Annotated in this window: 23 protein-coding genes and 1 other RNA gene; 14 read left to right on the plus strand and 10 right to left on the minus strand. The window is 39.2% G+C overall.

Annotated features, from left to right (window positions below; all coding sequences use genetic code 11):
• Positions 1 to 139: 139 nt before the first annotated feature.
• The 5 genes from CRYPD_RS07940 to CRYPD_RS03720 all read right to left on the minus strand — a co-directional run bounded on the left by CRYPD_RS07940 (position 140) and on the right by CRYPD_RS03720 (position 5,429).
• Positions 140 to 295, minus strand: a complete 156-nt coding sequence (locus tag CRYPD_RS07940) for a hypothetical protein (RefSeq protein WP_171004308.1) — start codon at positions 293 to 295, stop codon at positions 140 to 142.
• A gap of 162 nt (positions 296 to 457) precedes the next feature.
• Complete coding sequence (locus CRYPD_RS03705) at positions 458 to 913, minus strand: CinA family protein (RefSeq protein ID WP_138146231.1); 456 nt, start codon at positions 911 to 913, stop codon at positions 458 to 460.
• Positions 910 to 3,411 (minus strand): aminopeptidase N, encoded by a 2,502-nt coding sequence (gene pepN / locus CRYPD_RS03710; protein ID WP_138146232.1) that lies wholly within the window; start codon positions 3,409 to 3,411, stop codon positions 910 to 912. The genes CRYPD_RS03705 and pepN overlap by 4 nt, the downstream gene beginning before the upstream one ends.
• 118 nt (positions 3,412 to 3,529) lie before the next feature.
• A complete protein-coding gene (locus CRYPD_RS03715; protein WP_138146234.1) occupies positions 3,530 to 4,324 on the minus strand; it encodes an undecaprenyl-diphosphate phosphatase in 795 nt (264 codons plus the stop codon).
• Positions 4,325 to 4,328: 4 nt separating this feature from the next.
• The gene (locus tag CRYPD_RS03720; protein WP_244610247.1) at positions 4,329 to 5,429 is read right to left on the minus strand and encodes a class I SAM-dependent methyltransferase; all 1,101 of its coding nucleotides are present in this window, start codon (positions 5,427 to 5,429) and stop codon (positions 4,329 to 4,331) included.
• Positions 5,430 to 5,434: 5 nt separating this feature from the next.
• Here CRYPD_RS03720 and CRYPD_RS03725 point away from each other — a divergent pair, with 5 nt between their 5' ends.
• From CRYPD_RS03725 to aroE, 3 genes are all read left to right on the plus strand, one after another.
• Complete coding sequence (locus tag CRYPD_RS03725; protein WP_138146236.1) at positions 5,435 to 6,154, plus strand: pteridine reductase; 720 nt, start codon at positions 5,435 to 5,437, stop codon at positions 6,152 to 6,154.
• A 286-nt stretch (positions 6,155 to 6,440) separates the two neighbouring features.
• A complete protein-coding gene (locus CRYPD_RS03730) occupies positions 6,441 to 8,510 on the plus strand; it encodes an Rne/Rng family ribonuclease (protein ID WP_138146238.1) in 2,070 nt (689 codons plus the stop codon).
• A 2-nt stretch (positions 8,511 to 8,512) separates the two neighbouring features.
• Entirely contained in the window at positions 8,513 to 9,325 is an 813-nt protein-coding gene (gene aroE / locus CRYPD_RS03735) for a shikimate dehydrogenase (RefSeq protein ID WP_138146240.1), read from the plus strand.
• Here the strand turns inward: aroE and pdxH are convergent.
• The 3 genes from pdxH to CRYPD_RS03750 are packed head-to-tail and all read right to left on the minus strand — an operon-like array spanning position 9,306 to position 11,754.
• Complete coding sequence (gene pdxH / locus CRYPD_RS03740; RefSeq protein ID WP_138146242.1) at positions 9,306 to 9,944, minus strand: pyridoxamine 5'-phosphate oxidase; 639 nt, start codon at positions 9,942 to 9,944, stop codon at positions 9,306 to 9,308. The two genes, aroE and pdxH, sit on opposite strands and share 20 nt — an antisense overlap.
• Complete coding sequence (gltX, locus tag CRYPD_RS03745; protein WP_138146244.1) at positions 9,934 to 11,304, minus strand: glutamate--tRNA ligase; 1,371 nt, start codon at positions 11,302 to 11,304, stop codon at positions 9,934 to 9,936. The genes pdxH and gltX overlap by 11 nt, the downstream gene beginning before the upstream one ends.
• On the minus strand, positions 11,305 to 11,754 hold the full coding sequence (locus CRYPD_RS03750; RefSeq protein ID WP_138146246.1) for a tetratricopeptide repeat protein: 450 nt from the start codon (positions 11,752 to 11,754) through the stop codon (positions 11,305 to 11,307). It lies immediately after the preceding gene.
• Between the two features lie 83 nt (positions 11,755 to 11,837).
• Between CRYPD_RS03750 and CRYPD_RS03755 the strand changes: the two genes are divergently transcribed.
• From CRYPD_RS03755 to recR, 11 genes are all read left to right on the plus strand, one after another.
• Positions 11,838 to 12,200, plus strand: a complete 363-nt coding sequence (locus CRYPD_RS03755) for an Mth938-like domain-containing protein (protein WP_138146248.1) — start codon at positions 11,838 to 11,840, stop codon at positions 12,198 to 12,200.
• The gene (rodA, locus tag CRYPD_RS03760; protein ID WP_138146250.1) at positions 12,197 to 13,333 is read left to right on the plus strand and encodes a rod shape-determining protein RodA; all 1,137 of its coding nucleotides are present in this window, start codon (positions 12,197 to 12,199) and stop codon (positions 13,331 to 13,333) included. The genes CRYPD_RS03755 and rodA overlap by 4 nt, the downstream gene beginning before the upstream one ends.
• Before the next feature lie 3 nt (positions 13,334 to 13,336).
• Positions 13,337 to 14,368, plus strand: coding sequence for a lytic murein transglycosylase B (mltB, locus tag CRYPD_RS03765; protein ID WP_138146252.1), 1,032 nt, complete (start codon positions 13,337 to 13,339; stop codon positions 14,366 to 14,368).
• The gene (locus tag CRYPD_RS03770) at positions 14,361 to 15,500 is read left to right on the plus strand and encodes a D-alanyl-D-alanine carboxypeptidase family protein (protein ID WP_138146254.1); all 1,140 of its coding nucleotides are present in this window, start codon (positions 14,361 to 14,363) and stop codon (positions 15,498 to 15,500) included. The genes mltB and CRYPD_RS03770 overlap by 8 nt, the downstream gene beginning before the upstream one ends.
• Positions 15,490 to 16,344, plus strand: coding sequence for an aminotransferase class IV (locus CRYPD_RS03775; RefSeq protein WP_342211695.1), 855 nt, complete (start codon positions 15,490 to 15,492; stop codon positions 16,342 to 16,344). Before CRYPD_RS03770 ends, CRYPD_RS03775 begins: the two co-directional genes overlap by 11 nt.
• On the plus strand, positions 16,337 to 17,263 hold the full coding sequence (locus CRYPD_RS03780; protein WP_138146255.1) for an aminoglycoside phosphotransferase family protein: 927 nt from the start codon (positions 16,337 to 16,339) through the stop codon (positions 17,261 to 17,263). Before CRYPD_RS03775 ends, CRYPD_RS03780 begins: the two co-directional genes overlap by 8 nt.
• Positions 17,260 to 17,934 carry an N-acetylmuramate alpha-1-phosphate uridylyltransferase MurU gene (murU, locus tag CRYPD_RS03785; protein WP_138146257.1) on the plus strand — a complete coding sequence of 225 codons (675 nt, stop codon included), beginning with the start codon at positions 17,260 to 17,262 and terminating at the stop codon, positions 17,932 to 17,934. The genes CRYPD_RS03780 and murU overlap by 4 nt, the downstream gene beginning before the upstream one ends.
• Positions 17,935 to 17,946: 12 nt before the next feature.
• An RNA gene (gene ffs, locus CRYPD_RS03790) (signal recognition particle sRNA small type) lies at positions 17,947 to 18,042 on the plus strand.
• A gap of 25 nt (positions 18,043 to 18,067) precedes the next feature.
• Complete coding sequence (gene dnaX / locus CRYPD_RS03795; protein WP_138146259.1) at positions 18,068 to 19,714, plus strand: DNA polymerase III subunit gamma/tau; 1,647 nt, start codon at positions 18,068 to 18,070, stop codon at positions 19,712 to 19,714.
• Entirely contained in the window at positions 19,707 to 20,030 is a 324-nt protein-coding gene (locus tag CRYPD_RS03800) for a YbaB/EbfC family nucleoid-associated protein (RefSeq protein WP_138146261.1), read from the plus strand. The genes dnaX and CRYPD_RS03800 overlap by 8 nt, the downstream gene beginning before the upstream one ends.
• Positions 20,031 to 20,618, plus strand: coding sequence for a recombination mediator RecR (gene recR, locus CRYPD_RS03805; protein ID WP_138146263.1), 588 nt, complete (start codon positions 20,031 to 20,033; stop codon positions 20,616 to 20,618).
• A 2-nt stretch (positions 20,619 to 20,620) separates the two neighbouring features.
• On the opposite strand, the gene gloA is transcribed toward recR, so the two are convergent.
• The gene (gene gloA / locus CRYPD_RS03810; RefSeq protein WP_138146264.1) at positions 20,621 to 21,007 is read right to left on the minus strand and encodes a lactoylglutathione lyase; all 387 of its coding nucleotides are present in this window, start codon (positions 21,005 to 21,007) and stop codon (positions 20,621 to 20,623) included.
• Positions 21,004 to 21,309, minus strand: a complete 306-nt coding sequence (locus CRYPD_RS03815; RefSeq protein ID WP_244610246.1) for a GIY-YIG nuclease family protein — start codon at positions 21,307 to 21,309, stop codon at positions 21,004 to 21,006. The genes gloA and CRYPD_RS03815 overlap by 4 nt, the downstream gene beginning before the upstream one ends.
• Positions 21,310 to 21,491 lie beyond the last annotated feature (182 nt).

Consider the following 21,491-nt stretch of genomic DNA (forward strand, 5'->3'; position numbering starts at 1 on the left):
ATTGAGACCTTTGCATAAATAGGGATGATTAGCAAAATTCAATTTTTGCCAGATTGGTGATTTTATTAAACCTTGTCCTAGCAGGGCTAAGGCTGGGTTTAAAAAATCGCCAAGCGGGTGAAAAGTGGATTTTTGATGATTATTCATATTTATGCAAAGGTCTCAAATTGAATTTCTTAACAAATTCACCTTCTGTAATATAGTTATCCTCAGCTAAAATCTCTAAAATCTCTTGCTCATCTTTAGCCTCTAACACTAACTTCGCCTTTACACTGTCGTTTGTTTCTTTTGCCAAATAAAGACTTAGTCCTTCACGGACAATTTACGAAATAGATTTTTTGCTTACAAAACTGTGTGATCTGGCTTGTTCATAAAGCGATTCGTCAATGGTTAGATTTAATCGATGCATGGTTTTCTCCTAAAAAGTGATGTATTAACGCATATATATTATAATGCATTACAACTGTTTTTGTAAAACGCTAACCACAAACGCAACACTTTGCTCAACCACCTCATACCTATCGCCGCCAAAGCGCTGAGTGGTGGTGGTGCATTCGCCGTAAATGCAAAAACCAAAGCAAACCATACCAACGGGTTTATTTGTGTCATCACTTGTGGGGCCAGCAATGCCGGTGATGGATACGCCGATATCAGTAGAGGCGTTTTTAATCACGCCACGCACCATCTCTAAGGCAGTTTGTTCGCTGACTGCGCCGTGCATCTTTAAAGTAGATTTTTTAACACCGAGTAGTTCTATTTTTGCCTGATTGCTGTAGGTGATAAAACCTCTATCAAAATAAGTTGATGCACCGCTTTCGCTAGTAAGTAATGCGGACAGATTACCACCTGTGCAGGATTCTGCCACGGCAATGGTGAGTGATTTTTGTTTTAATAGTTCTGTTAATTTCTTCATTTAAGTGCGGCTTGGACAATTTCAAAAATATCTTTAGAGAGGTTTTTACTGGCTAAGATGGTTTCTAATTGTTGTTTTTGCAGAACTTTTAATTTAGGAGCAAAGCGCCTCCAATGATTGTAAACTGACACCAATCGTGCGCCAATTTGTGGGTTAGTTGTATTTAGTTGGATAATAATATCGGTAAAAAATTCGTAGCTGGCTTGGTTGTGAAAATTGATATAGTTTTGAGCAAAACTGCCGACAACACTACGCAGGCGATTGGGTGTATTAAATGAGAATAACTCGTGTTGCATTAGGTTTTTTATGGATTGAACATCACTGATAGAGCTGAGTGCTTGAGCGGAAAAATATTTGTCCATTACTTGGGTATCATTTTTAAATTCCTCGTAAAAATCCGCTAGTATTTGCTTTTGATGTGCGTTATCACTGTCTAGCAGAATCTCAAATGCGGCTAATTTGTCACTCATACAGTTAGCTGAGTTGAATTGCATTTGTGCTAATTCCAGTTCGCCGTCTTTTGCTAAATAGAATAAACAGATGTTTTTTAGCGCTCTTTGCCCTACGGCTTTTGGCGTTAGTTCATAGGCTTGAGTAATGTTAAGCGACTGATACAATTCCAGCAATAACGGCTTAAAGCGTTGAATAATTTTTTGAATAACTAACTCGCGCTTATTATGAGTATCAAACACATCAATAATGGCTTGCTGTTGATGTAAAAAACGCTCGGAAGGCAAACTCAGCAATGCACAAACCAACGACTTGTCTTGTGTGTTCTCAATCATTGACTCGATTGCATCAAAAAACACTTCTGCATCTATTTTTTCAGGGCTGAGTATGAGTGATAACCATAGTTGCTGTGTGTTGTCCCAGCGGCTAAAACTGTCTTTATCGTGTTTAACTAAAAACACTTTTTGCTCAAAACTTAAATCATGGGTAAGTTTGATGGGGGCAGAAAAACCTTGCCCCCAAGACGCAGTAGGTTCTGATTGCAGATTTTCAAAAACAAAACTTTGGGCTTTGTCTTTAATGGTCAAAACCCCTTTTTCTAATTCCTTGCCTGCATCATCCAACAAGGTGAATGCCAGCGGTAAAAAATATTCTGATTGTTGTTTAATTGTTGCTGTATAGGTGTTTTCACCTTGGTCGTAATGCGTGGAAATGTTGATTTCAGGTGTGCCTGAGCGTGAATACCAGTGCATAAATTGAGTAAAATCAAAGGTGTTGGCATCACTCATCGCATTGATAAAATCATCAATAGTAACTGCTTGACCGTCATGGCGTGCAAAATACAACTTCATACCCTTTTGAAACCCTTCTTCGCCCAAAAAAGTGTGAATCATGCGAATCACCTCGGCACCCTTCTCATAAACAGTCAGTGTGTAAAAGTTGTTCATCTCGATATAACTCTCAGGACGCACGGGATGTGCCATCGGTCCTGCATCTTCGGCAAATTGTAATGTGCGTAATGCATTCACATCTTCGATGCGCTTGATTGAACGCGAGTGCAAATCAGCGGTAAATTCTTGGTCACGAAATACAGTTAAACCCTCCTTGAGACTCAACTGAAACCAGTCTCGGCAAGTAACACGGTTGCCTGTCCAGTTGTGAAAATACTCGTGTCCAATCACTGCTTCAATATCAATAAAGTTTTTATCCGTTGCTGTCTTCGGACTGGCTAGCACATAAGTAGAGTTAAAAATATTTAAACCTTTGTTTTCCATTGCCCCCATATTAAAATCATCGACTGCCACAATCATATAAATATCTAAATCATATTCCAAGCCAAAACGCATCTCGTCCCATTTAAAAGCGCGTTTGAGTGCACCCATAGCAAACTCAGTCTTATTAATATTATGCGCCTCAACATAAATTTTAAGCACCACTTCCTTGCCCGAAAGCGTTAAGTAAGTATCTGCCAAAACAGCGAAATCTCCTGCCACCAAAGCAAATAAATAACAAGGTTTAGGGGTTGGATCGTGCCAAGTTGCTCTACCGTTTGCCTGAGAAACCAAATTACCATTACTCAGTAAGATTGGATAGTTGTCGTGATTTGCCTCTATATGCGTGGTGAATATGCTGAGCACATCGGGACGGTCTAAATAATAAGTAATTTGACGAAAGCCATGTGCTTCGCATTGCGTACAAAAATTACCACTGGATTGATACAAACCGTTCAGGCTGGTGTTGGCTTCTGGGTGAATACGGGTTTTGATTTTCAAGATAAAACGCTCAGGCAAACCATCTAACATCAAGCCATCTTTAACAATTTTATAATCAGGCTCAACACCATCAACCAAAATAGACAACAATTCTAAATCAACCCCATTTAAAAATAATTGAGACGCCGGGCTTCTCAATTTTGGATTTTGATAAAAATCACAGCGACTAAAAACAGTTGTTTCTTGCTCGCCCAACTGAAAATGCAATTCAGTCGTATGAATTAAATATGCACTTGGCTCGTAGTCTTGGCGATAAATGGGTTGTGGTTGTGTCATTTTTTTAAAACTCCGTTAACAATCATCCTTTGTGGCATATTTAACAACGGTGCGCATAGCTCAAAAGAAAATATATTGAATGTGGCAAAAGCGCCTAATTTAAGTGAGAATTTATTACTCATAACAACAATAAAAGTAGTCCTAAAAGCAGGCGATAAATCACAAATGGCATCATGCTCATTGTATCCAATATACGAATAAAAAATACAATAGTCAAATAAGCGCTGACGGCAGAAACCACAAAACCTAATGCCAATAAAATTAAATCAGCAGTTTGGTGTTGTTGATAAATATCAATTGATATTAACAAAGCAGAGAGTGTGATAACTGGAATTGACAACAAAAAAGCAAATTGAATCGTTGCTTTTCTTGACAAGCCTATCAGCAATCCTGCGGTAATAGTGATGCCCGAGCGAGACACACCCGGCACAAGTGCCAATGCTTGCATTACGCCGATAACAATAACATCCGTCCAAGTTAAAAATTCTCTAACGCTGTTTCTCTGAGCATTTATCAAAATTGCGATACCTAACAATGCACCAAATACCAAAGTGGCATAAGCAACAACTTCAATAGAGCGTAAATCGCTGTTAATAAAATCTTTAAACAAAAGCCCAAAAATACCCACAGGAATCGTGCCTAACAACACTCCCCACGCTAATTTTGACTCACCAACTGCCTCTCTTTGAACAATTGAAAGATAAAAATCACCCAGTAATTGGCTGATAATGTGTCGGTAATAATAAACCACGGCAAGCAGTGTGCCCATATGCACCACTACATCAAATGCCAAACCTTGGTCAGGCCAGTCAGTCAATTTTGGCACTAAAATTAAATGCGCTGAAGAAGATATTGGCAAAAATTCACTAATCCCTTGTATTAATGCCAAAATAATTATTTGATAAAAATCCATATAATTACAACTTATGTGATAAATCTTGCTCTTTAAAACCTTGTAATTTTACTTGTATGTCCTTGGTTAGTGCCAATACTTTAAAACTCTCACCCATCGCACTCGGCAATACTAATTGTTTGACTTGTTGCGCCAAGTTAGCACGCTTTTTCTCGTCTTTTTCGACGAGCAAATAGCTGTCTATACCTAAAGAAATTAAAAACATAGCTTGTGTAGCATAACCAGTAACTGCAAAACCACTCCTGAGTGCCTGATTTGCAATATCTGAAAAATTAACCGAAGTGGTAATATCTTGCTCGCCAATATGCTCAAATGGATTTTCGCTTGCTTTGTGCTGATAATAACACCTGAGTGTACCTGCATCCCGTTGTGGGTGAAAATACTCATCCCTGCCCATGCCATAATCAATCAACAGCACCAGTCCTTTATCCATTATCTCGCTCAAACTCTCAATCCAAGCCATTGTCCTTTCATTCACTTCGGTGATATAACCCTGCTTAATTTTAACGGGTAAGTGCATTTTGTCATTACTATAAGGGTATTTTTCCTGCCATACCAAAGCATCATTTTGACAATCCACTCCCAATTCCTTGAAACCCTCTGCCTTATAAATCAGTCGTTTTGCTGGCATGGCATCTAACACTTCATTGGCAATCGCCACGCCTGAAAAATGCTCAGGCAGAGTATTCAACCAAACCACTCTATCCATCAATTCTGGCAAGGTTTTATTAAGGGTATCTTTTTGCCTTTGCTGCAATTCAGCGCTTAATTCTAAGATGTAATAAGTTTTTGGCAGTTTCCCCAATCGCCCCAGTTCAAACAAGATTTGCGCCGCCAAAATTCCACTGCCTGCACCAAATTCTAGAACATCGTCTTCGCCATCCAATACTTGGGCGCATTGTCGCGCCAAACAAAATCCAAATAAATCTGAAGTCTCAGGTGCAGTAATAAAATCGCCCTGCTCACCAAACTTTTGCCTACCACCACTGTAATATCCTTTGGTTGGATAATATAGTGCCAAATTCATAAATTCATCAAACCCAATAGGCTCGGCTTTTTGTATAATAGTGTTTTTGATTATTTGTTCTAAATTCACGGAAGTCATTTTATATGAAAACAGCATTAATTACTGGCAGCGCACAACGCATTGGCGCACAAATCGCCAAAACACTGCACGCACATAACTACAATGTTATTATCCATTACCGACATTCTAGCAAAGAAGCGCAAACTTTAGCCGATGAACTTAATCAAGTGCGCACTGATTCTGCCACACTTGTGCAGGCAGAGCTATCAGACACTCAAGCACTACAAACACTGGCAAATGGCATAAAACAACTAGATGTGTTGGTAAATAACGCCTCAGTTTTTTACCCAACACCCATTCAAAGTGCTGATAAAAACGATTGGAGTAAAATTATCAATACCAACCTAATGACACCCTTCTTTTTATCGCAATTCTTGGCAGCAACACTGGCAAAAAATCAAGGGTGCATTATTAATATTGTTGATATTCACGCACAACGCCCACTAAAAAATCATGCTATTTATAATATTTCAAAAGCAGGTGTCGCAATGATGACACAAACTTTAGCTAAAGAATTAGCGCCAGAAATTCGTGTTTGTGGCGTTGCTCCTGGCTCTATTCTTTGGCCAGAAAACGCAGCCGAACTCAATACTGAACAAAAAAACAAAATGCTCAATAAAATACCTTTGAACAAACAAGGCACACCGCAAGATATTGCTAACACAGTTTTGTTTTTAGCAAATTCACCCTACATCACTGGTCAAATTATTAATGTTGATGGCGGACGAACATTAAATCAGTAAAACACTTTTTGTGGTATAATTAAAACTGTTTGGTGTAAAAAACACCAACTAAAGAATTTTTTAAGTATTTTTGAGTGCAAGTCAAAATACAACAAACAACTGGCTTATTGCCATATACAGAGATTAAGCGTTTATTAACTTTTAAATAATAAAGCAAAAAAAAAGACTGACAAACCAATAAGGAATAGGTTTTTGAAATATTTATACATCAATTTAATACCAACTCAACACGACTGTGTTGATTCTCTGCATGTGGAAAAACGCCCTCTATCAGGACAATTAAACCATGAACCACATACTAATAAACGCAACGCACTCCGAAGAAATCAGAGTTGCCATTGTACAGAATAAAAAACTTACCTCTCTTAATATAGAAACCAGCCTTAACCAAAAAAATAAAGGCAATATTTACAAAGGTAAAATATCGCGAGTCGAGCAATCTCTAGAGGCTGCTTTTGTCGATTACGGCAAAGAAAGACAAGGCTTTTTACCCTTCAAAGAAGTTACTGAAATACTACGAGAAAACGCACAAGCCTCAGGTGAAAAATTAACCATCTCTGATGTCTTAAAAGAAGGGCAAGAGATTATTGTCCAAGTTGAAAAAGAAGAGCGAGGCAACAAAGGCGCTGCGCTCAGTACTTATGTCAATTTGGCTGGCGCTTATATGATTTTGACGCCAAACAACTCAAAAAGCAACGGCATTTCCAGGCAAATTACCTCAACAGACAGACAGGCGCTTAAGGAGATTATCAGCAAAATCGTAATGCCAGAAAATTCTGGTTTGATTATTCGAACTGCAGGCTCAGGCAAGGCTTTAGAAGAATTACAATGGGAGGTTGATTATTTATCAGATCTATGGAGTTCAATCAATGTTGCCGCGGAAAATCGCTCAGCACCTTTTTTAATTTACCAAGAAAGTGATATCGTTATTCGCACTCTGAGAGACTATTTAAGAGAGGATACCGACAGTGTTATTATTGATGATTTAGCTACTTTCAAAAACGCCAAAGAATTTGTGAGTTTCGTTCTACCACACTACTTAGACCGTGTTAAGCAATTTGATGTTTCCGAGCATTCGTTATTTAATCACATGAGCATTGAAGCACAAGTAAAAAGCATTTTTAACCGTGAAGTATCACTACACACAGGCGCAACCATTGTCTTCGACCCGACTGAAGCGCTGACTGCCATTGATATTAACTCTGCCCGTGCCACCAAAGGCTCCGATATTGAAGAAACCGCCTACAACACAAACCTAGAAGCTGCCAAAGAAATTGCCGCACAACTACAACTGCGAGATATTGGCGGATTGGTGGTAATTGACTTTATTGATATGACCTCAGAAGAACATCGAAAATCCATCGAAAAAGCAATGGAAAAAGCCACCAGTTCAGACCGTGCCCGCATCCAAATTGGCACAATTTCACGCTTTGGCTTGCTAGAAATGTCAAGACAACGCTTAATGAGCTCAGTAACAGAATCAGTAGAAAGAACTTGCCCTGCCTGCGATGGTCGTGGCACAGTACCTACCATTCCAAATTTAGCATTAAATATTTTAAGACAACTTGAGGATGGCTGTAACGCCTCTAAGCAAACACAAAGGCTAACCATTCAATCCAGCGTTGATGTCATTACCTATTTGCTTAACGAAAAACGAGACGATATTGGTAGACTAGAGAACAAGCATGAGGTGAAAATCACCTTACTGCCCAACCCTTATATGCAGTTCCCGAACTTTAATATTAACAAGCAAACAGGTACTAAAAACTCACACCATAAGAGCTATCAGGGTATCTCTAAACCACAGCACAATCTTGCTGAAAATGGACTTGAAAACAATACAGAAATTGCCGCTATTAATACCAGCCACCCTGCCACACGCAAGCCTGATCAAAAGCAATCTAAGTCCTCGCCTTCTTTTTGGGGAGGCATTAAGTCAGCGCTTGGACTTGGTGAAAAGGAAGATCAGCCAAACAAAAAGCAGGCTAATAAAAATAAAAATCGTAATAAGAATAAAAACCAAAATCGCAACAGAAGCCGTAATCGTAGTCAAAACAACCAAGGCAACCAAGGCAATCAGAATAACAAGGCGCAGAACAAACAACGGCAAAAACCAAAACAAAATTCTCAAGACAGATCAAAGTCACAGAACAACACTCAGCAGAATAAACCCCAGGAACAGCCTAAAAATGCACCCCCTCAACCACAGGCACAATCCAAAGAAAAACCTCAGTCAAAAGCAAAGTCAACAGAGAGAAAAGTAAGTAAGCCAAAAACTGAAAAGAAACCAAACACTCAATCAGGCAATACAACCAAGCCAGAGACTAAACCTGAAAATGGCAATAAATCGGAGTAAATATGTATAAACTGGCTGTTTTTGGCAATCCAATTAAGCACAGTTTGTCGCCTAAAATTCACACCTCGTTCGCTCGTCAAACTGGTGTACGAGTTGAATACGCCAAGATACTGGCACCAATTGATGGATTTTCCCAAAGTGCATACGATTTTATCAACCAAGGTGGCAATGGCTTTAATATTACCGTGCCATTTAAAATTAATGCCTTTAATCTCGCTACTACGCACACCATCAATGCGCAAACCGCAGGTGCAGTCAATACCATTAAAGTTAATGGCAATGAGTTAATAGGCGAAAATACCGATGGAATCGGTCTGGTTAATGACTTAACTAAAAATCTAGGTATTGATTTACACGACAAAATTGTGCTAATTTTAGGGGCAGGTGGTGCAACTCGTGGCATTCTACTACCCTTATTACAACAAAACCCTAAACGCATCATGATTGCCAATCGCACTGCATCTAAAGCTGTCAAACTCGCCAAAGACTTTGCCAAATTTGGCAAAACTTGCGGCTTTGGTTTAGAAAAAATTAAAGATGACCCTGTTGATATTATCATTAACGCCACTAGCGCCTCACTTGGTGGAGAGACGCCAGATATCACCTCTGGTGTTGTTAATAATGCAGTTTGCTATGATTTAATGTATGGACAGCAAACCCCTTTTATGGATTGGGCAAAAACTAATAATGCGTCAATGGTATTTAATGGATTGGGTATGCTGGTCGAGCAAGCAGCAGCAGCGTTTGAATTTTGGAGCGAAAAACAACCTGACACTCAGGCTGTTATTAAAGCGATTAAGGCGCTAAACGACTAATCTTCCATGTGTTACCACTTTTGGCATAAACAAAGCGGTCATGCAGGCGATTTTCCCTACCCTGCCAAAACTCGATTGTTTTCGGAATGACACGATAGCCACCCCAAAAATCAGGCAAAGGCACCTCTCCTTGACTAAATTTACGCTTCATCGCCTCAAATTCAGACAGCAAAACCTGTCTTGAGCTTAGCATCGACGATTGTGCCGATGCCCAAGCACCCAGCTGGGAGTCCTTAGGTCTAGAGGCGAAATATTTAACGGATTCCAAGACTGATATTTTCTCCACTGTGCCAGAGATTTTAACTTGGCGCTCTAAGTCCAGCCAAGGAAATAGCAAGGCAATATTTGGATTATTATCCAATTGCTTGGATTTTTTAGAATGATAATTAGTGAAAAAAACAAATCCTTGTTCATCAAATGTTTTCAACAAAACTGTTCTAATACTTACGCCTTCCTTATCGCTGGTCGCTAAACTCATCGCATTTGCTAAGGTCAACTCAGCTTCAATAGCTTGCGTCATCCAAATTTTAAATTGTATAAAGGGATCGCCATCCAACTCAGCACGAGAGAGGCCATTGCTGGTAAATTCACGCCTTAGTTGCATTAAATCAACAGGCATATTTGATGGCCTTGTCCAAGCGTTTTAGTGTGGTTGACTTGCCAATCAATTCAGCCACCAAATCAATACTGCCTGCGTTGCCGTTGCCACTTAGAGCAAGACGAAAAGGTTGTCCTACTTTACCAAAACCAATGCCTAATTTATCGCATACTTGCTTAATGACAGCCTTGATTTCATCGGCCTGCCAAGCCTCTAACTGGCTTAACGCCTCAAGCAAGGCTTCAAGTGGCGCTTTGTCTTTAAATTGTTTGTCAGCAAGTTTTTCATCAAATTCATCAAATTCTTGATAAAACATTTTCAACCCTTCAACCATTTCTACTAGTGTTTTTGAACGATCTTGCAACGACTCAACAACCAAGGACAAATCTGCTCCGTTGTTAGTGTCAACTTTTTGATTGTGTAAATGCCAATTTAAATGTTGAATTAAATGCTCGGATGTGGCATTTTTAATATAATCTTGATTAAGCCACAATAATTTTTCTTCATTAAAGCTGGCAGGTGCTTTGTTAATGTCTTTTAAATCAAACAATGCAATAATTTCATCCAATGAGAATATCTCTTGATCACCGTGTGACCAGCCTAAACGCACCAAATAATTCAATAACGCCTCAGGTAAAAAACCCGCATCTCGATATGCCATCACACTCACTGCGCCGTGGCGTTTTGACAAACGGGCGCCATCACTGCCTAAAATCATAGGCAAGTGCGCAAATTCTGGTAAATCCCAGCCCAATGCTTGATATAAATTAATTTGTCTAGGCGTGTTGTTGATGTGGTCATCACCACGAATAACATGGCTAATTTTCATATCGTGGTCATCGATCACAACGGTTAAATTATAAGTCGGCGTAGCATCACTGCGAGCAATGATCAAATCATCCAATTCTTTATTGGCAATAGAAATTTTGCCTTTAACTGCGTCGTTAAAGACCACTACGCCATTGGCTGGATTTTTAAAACGCACCACGCCAGATGAGCATTTTTTATCTCGACAACAGCCGTCATACATGGCTTTTTCACCCTTTTGCATCAATGTTTCTCGCAGTTCACTCAGTCTCTCTTTTGAGCATTCGCAATAATAAGCCTTATCTTCTGCTAGCAACTGCCCAATAACTGCCTTGTAACGCTCAAAATGCTGAGTTTGGTAAAATGGCCCTTCATCGTAATCCAATCCTAACCAATTCATACCGTCCAAAATAGCATCAACAGATGCTTGCGTGGAGCGCTCTGTATCTGTATCTTCAATACGCAGGACAAAATCACCTTGCTGTTTTTTTGCCCAAGCCCAAGCAAATAAGGCGGTTCTAGCACCGCCAATGTGTAAATAACCTGTTGGAGATGGAGCAAATCTTGATTTCATTTACACCCCTGCCTTGGCTGCTTGGTCATACCAATATTGTGTTTTTTCTAGGTCTTTTTTAACCTCTTTGCCGTCTTCATATAGCATTCCAAGTGCATACATTGCCCCTGGTAATTCATACTCAGCCGCTTTTTCAAACCATTTAATCGCCTTAATAATATCTTTTTCAACGCCTTCACCAGTCATATATGCCACCGCAATCATATGATGTGCAAAAGCGTGCTCCTGCTCTGCTGCCTTAATAAAATTCTCAAAACCCAAGGGCTGATTTTCAACCATGCCCAATCCGTTCATTTGCATCATACCGAGCCGCCACAAACTCTCAGCATCCCCCTGCGCAGCCAATGGCGCTAATAACTGATAAGCCATTGAAAAATTTTTAGAATCAAAGGCGGCTACACCACTGGCTAAATCCGCACCAAATGCGTCAGTTTCGTTGGAATTCGACATTGTTTTTATATTCTGAAAAAAGAGTATGATTTTACACGCTTGGGTATAATCAAACACATTGTATATTAACGGAATATCTCTTCGTGGAATTCAATCGGCAAGACAATAACCATAACAGTATCATCTCTGTGGACGACGATACAGTTACCTTATTGAACGCCACACTTACAACACCTTGTTTTATCTCATCTAACTATCACACAGAAGTGCCTGATTTAACACTGGAAAAGCTGAATAAAATAACACTATTTCCACTCAGCTCAAAAGATGATATTGACATACTGATTGTTGGCACTGGCAAGATTGGAAAATTTCTAAACCCACAGCAGCAAGTTGCCCTTCAACAAATGGGAATCGGTGTTGAGAGCATGAACAACAAGTCGGCTTGCCGTAGTTTTAATTTATTGTTGTCTGATGTAAGGTTGGTTGGATTGCTGCTATTATGAAATCAATTGATAAAATTCGCCATTTTTGGCACTATTTCAAAATGGATACGCCCTTGTTTTTAATGTTAATAACGACTAGCGTGTTTGGGTTGTTGATGCTTTACAGTGCCTCCGAATCAATAGGGTTAATTTATAAACAAATCCTACATTTTGTAATTGCTATTAGCGTAATGTTAGTCATTGCACAAATGCCACCTTATTTACTCAGGCGTTATTCGCCTTATTTGATGCTATTTGGTATTTTCTTATTATTGTTGGTATTGTTATTTGGCTCTAGTAGTGGCGGCGCTCAACGATGGCTGAACTTAGGATTTATGCGCTTTCAGCCCTCAGAACTGATGAAAATTATTGTGCCAATTGCCATTGCCTCAATCCTCAGTGAAAAAACCTTACCACCAAAGCCTTTGCCAGTGCTTATCTCTGTTACTGCGATTATTGCCATTGTTTTATTAATTGCCAAACAACCCGACTTAGGCACATCGCTACTTATCGGTGCAAGCGGCGTGTTTGTGTTGTTTTTCTCTGGTATTAGTCTTCAAATTATCAAACGCAATAATTGGCTTAATTTTGCTGTAATTGTTGGTGCGATTATTGGCAGTGGCGCTATTGCTTGGAATTACCTGCTCATGGCCTATCAGAAAAAACGCATTCTAACCATGATTGACCCAACTCTAGATCCACTTGGGGCTGGCTACCATATCTTACAATCTAAAATTGCCATCGGTTCTGGCGGCTTGCTAGGCAAAGGCATCGAACAAGGCTCGCAATCCCAACTAAATTTCTTGCCCGAGCATACCACTGACTTTATTTTTGCAGTGATTGCAGAAGAATTAGGATTTTTAGGTGTGTTATTGCTGCTGTGTTTTTATGGATTGATTATTTATCGCTGTTTCCTTATCTCTTTTGAATCAGAAGACACTTTTTCTAAGTTGTTAGGCGCCAGTTTGACGCTCATTTTCTTTACCTATGTCTTTGTAAATATTGGCATGGTGTCAGGCTTGTTGCCTGTGGTCGGCGTGCCGTTGCCATTAATTAGCTATGGTGGCTCATCACTGATTACTCTGCTGGCAAGTTTTGGCATTATTATGTCAATCCGCAAGCACAAAACACCGAGTTATTTATCCAAATTTTAGCCCATGAAAAAAACACTCCTATTCATCTCATCTTTAATCTTAATGCTGAACAGTTACTCCTCTTTAGACAAAAAGACATTGCCAGCCACAGATTTTAAAATAACGCAAAATTTTATTGAAAAAATGGTGAAGAAACACAATTTTGATAAAAATGAATTGCGTTCTATCTTTTCCACCATCAGGTTTGTTGTTGTTGATAAGTTTGCAAAAAAGAAACAGGTAAAAAAAACCAAACGGGTAAAAAAGCCGCCAATGCCATGGAACAAATACAAAGGTTTATTTATCACTGACAATCGCATTAAAGATGGAATTAAATTTTGGCAAGATAACTTCAAAATACTAAAGCGAGCCGAACAAACTTACCATGTTCCTGCTGAGATTATTGTTGCCATTCTTGGCATAGAGACCAACTATGGCAACAACAAAGGCACGAATCCAACCTTTAAAACCTTGGTAAAGCGCGCATTTGGTAATTATCGCCGCCGTAATTTTTATAAAAAAGAGTTGGAGTCGTTTTTACTGATGACGCGTGAAAATGCCATTGCACCTCTATCTGTTCAAGGCTCATACGCAGGGGCAATGGGTTTTCCACAATTTATTGCCAGCTCTTATCGCCACTATGCGGTTGATTTCAATCAAGACGGAAAAATCGACTTATTTTCAAACCCTATTGATGCCATTGGCTCAATTGCCAATTATTTTGACAAACATCAATGGCATGACTTTGGAGAAATTGCCCGCCCTATTTCGTTGAAAACCAAGCATTTAAAGCACGCTAAGCGTGCTAACTCTAAACCTAAGAAAAACGCCAAACACTGGCGCAATCAAGGCTTTGATATTGATGTAGATATTGCACACGCAACCAAACTGGCGTTTATTCGCCTGCCACAAAAAATAATTGACGAAACTTGGCTCACTTTTTGGAATTTTTATGTGCTAACCCGTTATAATCACGACAATCGATATGCGATGGCCGCTTATCAATTATCAACCAAATTAAAACAAAAATTTAAACCCCCTACCTATTATGAATAATCAAACACTTATTAAAAAACTATCCTCGTCCATCGTTGTTACTTTCAGCGTATTGTCATTAAATACACAAGCAGCTATTTTTATTACTCCTAAAGCTCCAACAATTAGTGCAATATCTTATATTGTCTTAGATCATAATTCAGGCTCAATAGTTGCCTCAAACAACCCCAATGCAAAACGCGCACCTGCAAGTTTAACTAAATTAATGACGGCTTATGTAGTTTTTCAGCTAATTAAAGACGGCAGAGTGAGTTTAAAAGATAAGGTCAAAATTAGCAAAAAAGCTTGGAAAACTGGTGGCTCAAAAAGCTTTGTTGAAGTGGGTAAAACCATCAAACTTGAAACCTTGCTTAAAGGTATGATTATTCAATCAGGCAACGACTCAGCCGTAGCACTAGCCGAACATATTGCTGGCACTGAAGGCACTTTTGCCACTTATATGAACGAATACGCCAAAGAACTTAATATGACAAATTCTCGTTTTGAAAATGCCTCAGGTTTGCCGCATAAGGCTCAACACACCACTGCCACGGACATGGCGACACTTGCCTCAGCAACCATTCGTGATTTTCCGCAATTCTACCCATGGTATTCTCAAAAAGAATTCACTTATCACGGCATCAAACAACGCAACCGCAACAAGCTATTATGGAGTGACCATACAGTAGACGGACTAAAAACGGGCTTTACCAAAAGAGCAGGTTACAACCTTGTCGCCAGCGCCAAACGCATTGATATGCGGCTGATTTCTGTAGTACTAGGCTCAACTGGCGTACAAGCCAGAATGTCACAAACACAAAAAATTCTAGATTACGGTTTTCGCTTTTTTGAAACCAAAAAAATCAGTAAAATTGATAAAAAAATACCCATTAACGGCTCAACCAAAGAAGACATTAAAGTTGGGTTTAAAACCCCACAAGCCATCACTTTAGAGCGCGGACAATACAAGCTGTCTCAACAGGTAATTGAACTTAACGCCAACCTTCAAATGCCTATCAATAAAGGCGACAACATCGGACACTTGATCATCAAATTTGAAGGCGAAAACCTAGAAAAACTGCCGATAATTGCACTTGAAGATGCACCTAAATCTGGCTTTTTCTCACGATTACTAGAGAAAATTGGACTTTAATCGCTTGTCAATGGTCTATCTTAACGGCAATTTTATTGAGAAAAATAAAGCCTCTATTTCAGTAATGGACAGGGGTTTTTTGTTTGGCGATGGTGTGTACGAAGTTATCCCAGTCTATCAAGGCAAGCTGTTTCGCCTAACTGCACACCTAAAACGCCTACAAAATAGCCTTGATGCGATAAAAATACCCAACCCTTATTCAAACAGCGAATGGCTCAACATTCTCAATCAATTATTAGGGCATTCTCAATCGCCAAACCAATCACTCTATTTACAAATTACACGAGGTAGCGACACTCAAAGAAGGCATAATTTTCAAGCACTAACCCCTACCGTGTATATTGAATCAAGTCCGCTAACCCAAAAAACTAAGCAAGTTCTAGAAAAAGGTTTTAGTGCTATTATTCAGCCTGATATTCGCTGGTCTCGATGTGACATTAAAGCCACTTCGCTACTGGCAAATGTTTTGTATTCTCAAAACGCCAAAGAAAATCAAGTAGAGGAAATTATTTTGCATCGCAATGACATTATTACCGAAGGTGCAACTTCAAATGTGTTTATGATTAAAAATGGCAGTTTATTCACGCATCCTACTGGCACGCATATTCTCTCAGGTATTACTCGAGATTTGGCACTAGAAAGCGCATTAGCCTGTAAACTGCCCGTTAACGAATCAGCATTTAGCATTGATGGCTTATTAGGTGCTGATGAGGTGTGGATTTCCAGCTCTACTCGTGAGATTATGCCAATTACCCAAATCGACAATCAAACCATTAACCACGCAAAAGTTGGCACTTATTGGGAATGCGTCTATAACCACTATCAACAATTAAAAAATGACTGACCCCCGACTTGACTTACTCACAGATTGGCTAGAACATTTCTTTGGCGATGTAAACTTTGTCACCACTAAAGCCAGTGATGACGCTAGTTTTCGCCGTTATTTTCGGATAGAACGAGATAACAATACTTTTATTGCTATGGATGCACCACCAGAGAAAGAGGACAGTGCCTCGTTTGTGAAAATTGCCACTTTGTTGAGAGACAACAACCTTCATGCCCCTAAAATTATTGAAAGCAATTTAGTGCAAGGATTTCTACTACTTGAAGACTTGGGTAGCCTTACTTTCTTGCAAGCACTCAGCAAAGACAACTGTATCGATCTGTATAAAAAGGCAATTAATGAAATAATTAAAATACAAAAAATTGACTGTCAAAATAAACACTTACCTTTATACAATAAAACACTATTAACAAGTGAAATGCAATTATTGATTGATTGGTATTTAACGAAAGATAGCAACTTTAACCAACAATTATCGACTATATTCCAGTTACTTAGCGATAATGCGCTAAACTCTCTGCAAGTTTTTGTCCACAGAGATTACCACGCACGCAATCTTATGGTGATTAAAGACGAACTTGCTATTATTGACTTTCAAGATGCGGTGATTGGCTCAAATAGTTACGATTTATGCTCCTTGTTAAAAGACGCTTACATAGAATTATCAGCAAATGACATTCAAACTCTACTCAACTATTACTACACACAAGCCAATATCGACATTGAGTTTTCACAATTTGAAAAGCAATTTGAACTCATGGGCTTACAACGCCATTTAAAAATCTTAGGTATTTTTAAACGCCTGTCAAGGCGTGACGGCAAACACCAATACCTAGATAACATTCCCTTGGTTAAAAAATACGCTCTACAAACTGCCAGCAAATACCCAGAATTTTCTGCACTCAAGGATATTTTATGAAAGCCATGATTTTAGCGGCAGGCAGGGGCGAACGCATGATGCCACTTACCAAAGACACACCAAAACCTCTGCTCAAAATCCACGCAAAACCTTTAATTGAGCACAGTATTGAAGCACTAAAAAAAGCAGGCATTACTAATATCGTTATTAACACTGCCTATTTGGGTGAACAAATTCAAACACACCTAGGTGATGGTACAAAATTCGGCGTGCAAATTCAACACAGCATTGAACAAAACGCCCTAGAAACCGCAGGCGGCATTATCCAAGCACTACCCTTGCTAGGTGACAATCCTTTTATAGTAATTAATTCCGATGTGCTGTGTGATGTTGATTTATCCACACTCGCCCTGCCCGATAATTCATTGGCACATTTGTTGCTAATTGACAATCCTGAACACAATCCAAATGGTGATTTTTCCTTAACTGGCAATCAAATTAATCTCGCCAACACTCAAACCTACACCTTTTCAGGCATTGGACTGTATCATCCCGATTTCTTTCAATCGCACCTACATAATGATAAAAAATTACCCCTCTCAGTCCTACTCAAAGAGGCAATTAACAATGGGCAATTAACGGGTGAACGCTATTTGGGTTACTGGCAAGACATCGGCACACCTAAGCGTTTAGAATTAACAGATAATTCAGTAAATATAAATGTAAAATAACGCTTGGTAGTGTCAGAGTGCACTGACAATAAATGATTATAAACCCCGCCAGATCCGGAAGGAAGCAACGGTAATAATTTTTTTATGTGTTGGCCGTTATTCTGATGCTGCCATTTTTAATTTGGAATCTAACATGAGCAAACCTTATCAAGTTTTAGCGCGTAAATATCGCCCTCACACCTTTAGTGAGATGGTGGGTCAAATACACACGGTTAAAACTTTAATCAATGCGCTTGATGCAGATAATTTACACCACGGCTTTCTGTTTACGGGAACACGGGGTGTGGGCAAAACTACAATTGCGAGAATTTTTGCCAAATCCATCAACTGCGAAAGCGGTGTTAGTTCCAAACCTTGTGGCAAATGCGCCACTTGTATTGAGATAGATCAAGGTCAGTCAGTTGATTTAATTGAGCTGGATGCAGCGTCACACACTGGCGTTGATAATATGCGTGATATTTTAGAAAATGCGCAATATATGCCCACCAAAAATCGTTATAAGATTTATCTGATTGATGAAGTGCATATGCTTTCAAAAAGCAGCTTTAATGCACTGCTTAAAACCCTTGAAGAGCCGCCTGAACACATTAAGTTTTTACTGGCAACCACGGATCCGCAAAAAGTGCCCGTAACTGTGCTTTCTCGTTGTTTGCAATTCACTTTACAAAAACTCACCCATAAAGAAATCTTAGGTCAGTTGAAGTTTATTATGGACACTGAAAAGCTAAAATATGAAGAGCTGGCACTTAGTCAAATTTCCGATTTTGGTGATGGCTCGATGCGTGATGCGCTTAGCCTACTTGACCAATCCATTGCTTATGGTAATGGCACGGTAATGACCAAAGACATCAAAGCCATGCTGGGTTTGGTGCATCATGATGACATTATAACTTTAGCAAAACATCTGCTTAATCAAGATGCTGAAGCATCTATTAACTTTGTTAGAGAATTGTCACACAAGGGTGAAAATTTAACCCATGCGCTAAAAGATTTAAGTACTTTATTTCATCAAATCTCTATTGCACAAGCCATTGACAACACAGAAATTACTAGTGATATTAAATCGCTAGCTACACAAATCTCAACCCAAGATTTACAATTGTTTTATCATATAACAACGAATGGCAACAAAGAACTGCCACTCGCACCTAGCGAGCAAATTGGCTTTGAAATGACGCTATTGCGTATGCTGGCATTTCACTCAAATACGCCCAACAAACAACAAACATCGCCAACCAAAGCACCATCGGAAAAAAAAACACCTAAATTAACGCCAACACCCAGAGCCAAACAAACACCTAAAGAAAAACCACAAACACAATCCGAACCAAAAGCTGCCGAAAAAATCAAACAGGTCAAACCCCGATCAGGCTTAAATATTGGCTCTCAAATTGAATGGGAAAAAATTACCAAAACACTTGAATTCAGTACAGCAGTGCGTATGTTACTCAAAAACACGCTATTTGAAAGTGCTGATATGCAACACCTAACATTGAGTTTAGATGAGAAATTTTCTAGTTTATTAACAGACAATATTAAGCAAACTATTCAAGCCAAATTACAAGAAAACTTTGGCAAGCTGAGTCTTAATATCAATATCAGTAAACTAACCACACAGACTTTAGCGCAAAAAGAAACACAGGCTGAAAACGACAAAACAGCGACATTACAACAAGAATTTTTGTCCGATGAAGGTGTACAAAAATTACAACAAGCCTTCAACACAAGGGTAGATATCAATTCAATCAAAGAAACAAAAGTGGAGGTAAAGAATGTTTAAAGGTGGAATGGCTGGAATGATGAAAAAAGCCCAGCAAATGCAGGACAATATGCAACAAGCGCAAGCAGAAATTAAACAACTAACTGCCATAGGCAACGCTGGAGGCGGTGCAGTTGTTGTTAGTATTAATGGTGAACATCAAGCAACCGACATTCAAATCGACCCAAATGTGATGAACGACAAAGACACACTAGAAGACCTAATTCTAATTGCCATTAACAATGCCAATCAGCAAATTGCTGATGCCTCTGCTGCCAAAATGAAGAGTGCCACAGGTGGTATGAAATTACCAGGCGGTATGAATCTGCCTTTTTAAATGATTGAGTCCCTTAACAAGGCCTTTTGTGCACTGCCTGGCGTTGGCAAGAAAACCGCACAACGCTTTGTTTATCATCTATTAGAACGCAATCGAGAAGGTGGTATGAATCTTGCCAAAGCCTTGGTAGATGCAATGGAGCATGTCAAGCACTGCTCGTCATGCCGCACACTGAGCGAAAAAGACATTTGCAACATTTGTGCAAACAACAATCGAACCAATACACAACTTTGCGTTGTTGAAACACCAACAGATATTCATGCTATTGAACAAAGTCACATCTATAAAGGTAAATATTTTGTGCTCAGCGGTTATCTCTCGCCGATTGATGGCATTGGTGCCAGCGAATTAGGTTTGGATGAATTAGAGCAAAAATTACACCAACAAGATATTGAGGAAATAATTTTAGCCACTAATGCAACGATTGAGGGGGAAGTAACCGCTCATTACATCAGCAATATGGCAAAACAATTTGAAGTTCGCATTACCCGAATTGCCCACGGCATCCCCATTGGCGGCGAACTTGAATACGCCGATATTAACACGATTGCACACGCCTTGTCTGGACGCAAAGATTACGATTTATAATCTTAAAAACCTTTAGACAACAATTCTATTTCATAGCCATCAGGGTCTTTTAAAAAAGCAACAATGGTATTCCCAGCATTCATAGGTCCAGCCTCACGAATAACCTCAGAACCCTGCTGTCTTGCACTTGCAACAGCCTGATAAACATCTTTCACATTAATAGCAATATGTCCAAATCCTGTGCCTATTTCGTAATTGCTTTTGCCCCAATTATAAGTCAATTCCAGTGCCGTATTTTCAGCCTCAGGACCGTAACCTAAAAACGCTAAGGTAAATTCACCCTTAGGATAGTCTTTTTGACGCAACAACTGCATTCCTAAAACTTCAGTATAAAAAACGATGGATTTATCTAAATCCCCTACTCGTAACATTGTGTGCAAAATTCTCATTTGGTTATTATAAGGTCATTGCTAATAAGTAACCACTTATCGTTACGCGTCATTGCCTTAATCTTGCACTCTCGTTTTAATGCAGTGCTTCTATCTTTGACTTGCTCTTGATACACCAACTTACAAGGGGTATTTGCTCGGGTATATTTTGCGCCACCAACAATTTCGCCATTATGCTGACGAAGGCGTTTGTCCATATCATTGGTCACACCGCAATACAAGGCATCATTTACACATTGTAATAAATACACCTGCCAAGTTTTATTATCTAATTTACTCATTGAGACCTTTGCATAATTCATAATTCCCCATCCTATTTTCAACCCTTGCAATTTTTCAAAAAAAAATAGCTCAAAATTTCCGTATTTTTCCATAAGAGACCTTTGCATAAATATGAATAATCATCAAAAATCCACTTTTCACCCGCTTGGCGATTTTTTAAACCCAGCCTTAGCCCTGCTAGGACAAGGTTTAATAAAATCAC

It is taken from the genome of Bathymodiolus heckerae thiotrophic gill symbiont, assembly GCF_900180345.1.
In the GTDB taxonomy this organism is placed as follows: domain Bacteria; phylum Pseudomonadota; class Gammaproteobacteria; order PS1; family Pseudothioglobaceae; genus Thiodubiliella.